This window comes from Desulfobacteraceae bacterium (assembly GCA_022340425.1).
In the GTDB taxonomy this organism is placed as follows: domain Bacteria; phylum Desulfobacterota; class Desulfobacteria; order Desulfobacterales; family JAABRJ01; genus JAABRJ01.
In genome coordinates this window covers 1-5,341 of sequence record JAJDNY010000002.1, presented here as the reverse complement: position 1 = coordinate 5,341, position 5,341 = coordinate 1, and the positions used below count along the sequence as shown (strand labels likewise).

The following is a 5,341-nucleotide window of genomic DNA, read 5'->3' as shown; positions in this document are numbered from 1 at the left end:
TGCTCATGTTGAGACGGTTTTTCGGATTTAAGAGATCCGCCGCCGCCATCGCCGATCCGCCGTTGATGGTCGTCAGGTAGGCCTCGGTGGCCTGGATCTGCGAACTGGCCATGCCGTCGCCGAGGAAGAAAAAGACGTATTTCGGTTGATTCGCGCAAGCCGTGGCCGCCCAGAACATCAGCGTGACGGCCAACAGCATGGATCCCAGATACTTTCTAAAATTCATCACTCATCCCCTCCTTGAACAAATTGAAGTTCCCAAGTGGTACCGCAACCAAAAGCTTCCAGACATTTTCAAAGACTCTTCGCACCACCCCCCTTCAGCATCCCAACCGGCTTGTTTGCCATCGGACGCCCCAAGGGTAGCGATGTGATGTTAGCGCGGGATGAGAGCTGTCCTAGTCTTCGGTTAAACGGCGTCCCCATGGGGGCGCGATCGGGGATTCGGGGCGGCCGTAAAAAAAGCAAGGCGCTTGCCCGGTTCGATTGTTAAAGCGCCTTTTGCAGGCGGATTAGAGCTGCGGCAAAGGACCAATTGACAGACCAACGCCTTTTTGACATACTCGGAAAAATTAAAAAGCCCGCCCATCAAAACTGACCGCAAACAGGATCAAAACATTCTTTCCCACCGAAACAGCCACCGCGTTTTCATGGCGCCAGGCACGCGCCGGTGTGGCGGCTGCGGCCGGTTTCAGTGCGATCAGTTCCTGATGGCGGGATAAGACTTTAATTCGTTTGAAATGGAGAGAACCGTTTAACCCCAACAAAGGAGGATGCGATGAACCAAAACCGTTGGACTGTTGTGCTGGTGTGTGTGCTGGCCGCGTTTTTTCTGGCGGCCTGCGGCGCCAAAAAGGAAGAAGAAAAAGCCGCCGCGCCGGTAACCAAGGAAGACGTCAAGGCGGCCACCGAAGAAGCCAAGGAGGCGACCCAGGAGGCTGCCAAGGAAGCCGAGAAGGCGGCTGAAACCGCAGCCGCATATACCCAGGAGCAGATGGATGCCTACATGGCCGAAATGTCCGCCCAGATGGATGCCTTCGAGGCGTCGCTGAAGGAAATGGAGGCCGAGGCGGCCGGATTGACCGGGGAAGCCAAGGAGGCCATGGATAAAGAGATCGCCTCCCTGCGCGAAAAGCAGGAGGCAGCCGCCGCCAAGATGGCGGAGCTCGGAGCGGCGAGCGGGGCCGCCTGGGAGGACCTGAAAGCCGGTATGGATGAGGCCATGAATGACCTGAGCGCGGCTTTCGAGTAAGCCAAGCTGCGGTTCGGGGCCTTTGGCCGCCGAATGTTTGCTTGCGACGATTTTGGAATACGCGGGTATTTCAAAATCGTCGTTTTTTTGGGAAAGTGGCATCCCCGGCGAGCCATTCGGTTCGCCGGGCATCACCCCGGTTCACGGTAAAGCGCGAGAATCCCGGAGCGGGTGACCTTCTTGATCCCCATCGGCGCCAGCAGCCGCATGAAAGCCTCGATCTTGGCCTGCCGGCCGGCCACCTCGACGATGTAGTGGGTGGTGCCGGTATCCACGATCCGGCCCCGGAAGGACTCGACGATGCTGCGGATTTCCGGGCGGTTCTGCGGTTCGGCGCGCACGCAGATCAGGGCCATCTCGCGCCGCACGGCGTCCTCGCCGGTCATGACGCGCACCTTGATGACGTTTATCAGCCGACGCAGCTGTTTGAGGATGAATTCCAGCTGTTCGGGCGAGGCCGGGACCGTGATGGTGATTCGCGACAACTGGGGGTTGGCGGTGGGGGCGCCGCAGATGGTGTCGATATTGAAGCCCCGGCCGGCGAAAAGGCCGGTCACCCGCGCGGTGACACCGGGTTCGTTTTCCACCAGCATGGTGATCGTGTGGTGTTCCAGGGTCATGGCTATCGGTCTCGCAGCGCCGCTTGGGGCGGGCCGCCCTCAGGAGGCGAACCGTTCCCGCAGGAAGCGCTTAAGCGGCGGCACCAGGCGGGGCATGGTGGCCGCCGCGATGGTGCCCACGGAAGCGAAGTTGAGCACCCGTGCCAAGGTTCCCGGCAGTTCCCCCTTGATTTCGATCTGGTGGCCCGCCAGTCCCACCCGGGCGCCGGCAAAGGGGGACTGCTTGACGCGAAAGCTGCCGGCCTTGGGGTCCAAGGGCAGAATTTCAAAATCCGGAAACCCCTTTTGGAGGGCCGCCATGACGGTTTCCGGCTTGAGGGGGCGATGCTTTTTGGCGACGCGGACGATTACGGGCTTCATGGTTTCTCCTCCGGCAGCGTTTACAAGGGGTCTCAAAGGTCTCGGGCAGCCGGCCGGGGCCGTTTTCAGCCGACGGCAGATACCGCACGCCACCAGAAGACCGGCCGCGCGAAGGTCAAAAAACGCTGGTCCGGATCAATCTTAAAAGAATTCGGGGGCAGTGGTCAAAGTTTTTTTGGGACCGAACCGGAAATGGACGGATCAAACCGGCACCGGTGCCGCTTGGCCCCAAGCCGGAATGCGGCACTAACTCTTTATCGGCCGCGCCCGTCAGGCTTCAGCGCCGTCCACGACGCCGGGCGGCCAGCCGTTCGAGTTCCGCGTCGTAGCGGCCGATCAGCTGCGGCCAGGCAAAGCGGCCCATGGCGGCCGCCAGACGGCTGCGCAGCCCCTGCTGCCGCGGGTAGTCCGTGAGGCACCGCAGGAGCATGGCGTTCAACTCCGCGTCGCTGCGGTAAAAAACGGCGTCATGCAGATCGTCGGGGATAATCTCGGGGTAGGAAAGCCGCGCCGGCAGGAGCGGGAGGCACCCGCAGCGGACGGCCTCGACCACCGCCAGGCCGAAGTTTTCCTGGCGTGCGGTGCTGACCACGATCGCCCCCTGCTTCAACCAACCGAAATATTCCGCCCGGGATGCGGCATACCCGAAATGCACGATGCGCTCCCCGTAGCGCCCCCTGGCGCGCACAAAGGCGCCGGGCGGCGGCTGGGGGCTTTCACCCAGAAGCGCCAGCCGGAACTCGGCACCCTTTTCCAATGCGCTGTCCAGGGCCGCGAAGAGGGGCCCAGGATTTTTGTCATAATCCCAGCGGTGATTCCAGACCACCAGCGGCGGCCCATTGGGGTCCGGTGCCGCCAGGGGCTCCACCTCGGCCGGGAAATCACAGCCGGGATAGAGCACATCGGCCTTGGCCGCGAGCTCGGCCAAAATCCAGTGCGGTCGGTATTCCGGCATTCGCGCCAAATACCCCGGCAGACTGCCCAGAAAGGCCGCCCGGTGGGTGCGGGAGTTGAAGAGCAGCCGCTCGGCCGCCAGGGCCGTGGTGATGTCGGTATGGCCGAGCTGATGGTCGATATGCCCACCGGGGCCCAGGGGATAGGTGAGCTGGTTTTCGTGTAAATAGGCCAGGGTCGGCGGGCATGCGCCCCCGGCCAGGGCCTTGAAATCCGCCAAGCTGAGCATCCCGCCGATGATCACCCCGTCGTAGCTTTCAAGGTCGGCAACCGCGCGGGCAAAGTACAGCGCCGCCCCCCGGATGCGCCAGCGCCAGAAGCGCGCGGGCAGCGTCAGGAGATCGATGCGGTGCTGCGAATGGGCCACCAGCCCGGTTGCAAACGCCCGGTGGGAGCCGCCAAAAAAAGATTCCAGAAACAGAAATTTCAGTTCTTTGTCCACGGGACGGGTTTGCAAGGGGTTAAAGCCCGTGGTCGACAAAGATCAGCCGGTCGGTGTCAAACCCCAGGGCCGCCGCCTGGGCGATGAGCGCGGCCTGGGTGGCGGGCTCCAGCCGGGGGGTCCTGGCCAGCAGCCACAGGTAGGACCTGTTAGGTCCGCAGACCAGCGCGTAGCGGTAATTCTCGTGATCCAGGGCACACACGACGTAGGCGCCGTAAAAGGGACCAAAAAACGAAACCTTGAGGTGCCCCAGATCCGGTGTTTGCGCGAAATAAGCCTTGCCGACCGCCTTCTTCCAGCGCCGCTCCTCCGGCAAGTAGCCCTGATTGACCACGGCGACCCCGCCGTCGGCGCGCAGGCTGTAGGTCGCGCTGACGCGTGTCAAACCGCGCTCGAAGGGATGGTCCAGCCGCGCGATCTCATACCACTTGCCCAGATAGCGGTCGATCTGAAAATCGCCCACGGGGGTGATGCCGGCAGGAGGGGCAATGCAGCCCGCCAGCAGTAGAAAAACGAGCACCACATTTTTTCGCATGTCAGATCTTTCCAGGTCCTGGGGATGGCCGGCCGCAGGGGCGGTCACGCCATGAGAAGCACCTTGGCCCCCCGGATCTTGCGGGTCTTAAGCTCCACCAATGCCTGGTTGGCGGCGGCCAGCGGGTAGGTCTGGACCTCGGGCCTCAAGGGCACCGCGGCCGCCAGCTGCAGAAACTGGGCGACATCGCCGCGGGCCACGTTGGCGACGCTTTGGATCCGCTTTTCCATCCACAGATGGGTGGCGTAGTCCAGGCCCAGGAGCTCTTCGCGGTCCTGCGCCTCCTTGCGGATCGCGTTGATCACCAGACGGCCGCCGGGCTTGAGCTGGCCCAGCGCCGCGACCACCGGTTTCCACGCCGGGGTGGTGTCGATGATCGCATCCAGCGGCTCCGGCGACGTCTCGAGCGTGTCACCGGCCCAGACCGCCCCCAGCTCCCGGGCGAACTCCCGCTCCCGGGGGCTGCGGGCAAAGACGAAGACCTCGGCCGCCGGGTAGTGATGGCGCACGAGTTTCAACACCAAATGGGCCGAAGCGCCGAAGCCGGTCAGCCCCAGGCGCTGGCCGTCCTTCAGGCCGGTCAGGCGCAGGGAGCGGAACCCCACCCCGCCGGCGCACAGCAACGGCGCGGCCTCGGCATCCGCGAAAACCGCCGGAATCTTGAAAGCGAAGGCCTCGGGCACCTTCATGTAGCCGGCATAGCCGCCGTCGGCGTCGCGGCCGGTGGCACGAAACCGGGCGCAGAGATTCTCGTTGCCGGCGCGGCAGTGCCCGCAGGTCCCGCAAGCAGAGAAAATCCAGGCCACCCCGACCCGCTCGCCTTCCCTGAAACGTCCGGCCCCGGGCCCCAGCGCCGCCACCCGGCCGACCACCTGGTGGCCGGGGACCACCGGCAGCCGCGGCGGCGGGGTGCGCCCCTCGATTTCATCCAGCTCGGTGTGGCAGACCCCGCAGGCCGCCACCCGGATCAGAATCTCGCCGACCCCGGGCACGGGCACCGGCATTTCCACCGCCGCCAGCGGCCGGCTGCCCGTCGTCACCGGCCCTATTGTGTCGATCACCATCGCATCCATGTCGTTTTCCTTCCGCCCCAGAAAAATGCCCCGGTTGGACCGACGGATAGCGGCACTCGCGCCTTTGAGCTTGATGCCCTGCCGCCAGGCATTCGCCTCCAACCG

7 protein-coding genes are annotated in these 5,341 nt (G+C 64.0%); 1 reads left to right on the top strand and 6 read right to left on the bottom strand.

Going from position 1 to position 5,341, the window contains the following annotated elements:
- Positions 1–199, bottom strand: a 199-nt coding sequence (locus LJE63_00165) for an alkaline phosphatase (GenBank protein ID MCG6905004.1), incomplete at its 3' end; no start/stop codon positions are given.
- A gap of 579 nt (positions 200–778) precedes the next feature.
- Between LJE63_00165 and LJE63_00160 the strand changes: the two genes are divergently transcribed.
- The gene (locus LJE63_00160; protein ID MCG6905003.1) at positions 779–1,252 is read left to right on the top strand and encodes a hypothetical protein; all 474 of its coding nucleotides are present in this window, start codon (positions 779–781) and stop codon (positions 1,250–1,252) included.
- A 131-nt stretch (positions 1,253–1,383) separates the two neighbouring features.
- Here LJE63_00160 and ilvN read toward each other — a convergent pair whose 3' ends face one another.
- From ilvN to LJE63_00135, 5 genes are all read right to left on the bottom strand, one after another.
- A complete protein-coding gene (ilvN, locus tag LJE63_00155) occupies positions 1,384–1,872 on the bottom strand; it encodes an acetolactate synthase small subunit (GenBank protein ID MCG6905002.1) in 489 nt (162 codons plus the stop codon).
- A 39-nt stretch (positions 1,873–1,911) separates the two neighbouring features.
- The gene (locus LJE63_00150; GenBank protein ID MCG6905001.1) at positions 1,912–2,232 is read right to left on the bottom strand and encodes a hypothetical protein; all 321 of its coding nucleotides are present in this window, start codon (positions 2,230–2,232) and stop codon (positions 1,912–1,914) included.
- A 277-nt stretch (positions 2,233–2,509) separates the two neighbouring features.
- Entirely contained in the window at positions 2,510–3,643 is a 1,134-nt protein-coding gene (locus LJE63_00145; protein MCG6905000.1) for a DUF3524 domain-containing protein, read from the bottom strand.
- A 4-nt stretch (positions 3,644–3,647) separates the two neighbouring features.
- Positions 3,648–4,163, bottom strand: coding sequence for a lipocalin family protein (locus LJE63_00140; GenBank protein ID MCG6904999.1), 516 nt, complete (start codon positions 4,161–4,163; stop codon positions 3,648–3,650).
- Between the two features lie 44 nt (positions 4,164–4,207).
- Positions 4,208–5,227: a zinc-dependent alcohol dehydrogenase family protein gene (locus LJE63_00135; GenBank protein MCG6904998.1), complete on the bottom strand. Its 1,020-nt coding sequence runs from the start codon at positions 5,225–5,227 to the stop codon at positions 4,208–4,210.
- Positions 5,228–5,341: the final 114 nt, after the last annotated feature.

Coding starts and splice junctions, on each gene's coding strand:
- LJE63_00160 (MCG6905003.1), top strand. CDS start 779: ATGAACCAAAACCGTTGGACTGTTGTGCTGGTGTGTGTGCTGGCCGCG.
- ilvN (MCG6905002.1), bottom strand. CDS start 1,872: ATGACCCTGGAACACCACACGATCACCATGCTGGTGGAAAACGAACCC.
- LJE63_00150 (MCG6905001.1), bottom strand. CDS start 2,232: ATGAAGCCCGTAATCGTCCGCGTCGCCAAAAAGCATCGCCCCCTCAAG.
- LJE63_00140 (MCG6904999.1), bottom strand. CDS start 4,163: ATGCGAAAAAATGTGGTGCTCGTTTTTCTACTGCTGGCGGGCTGCATT.
- LJE63_00135 (MCG6904998.1), bottom strand. CDS start 5,227: ATGGTGATCGACACAATAGGGCCGGTGACGACGGGCAGCCGGCCGCTG.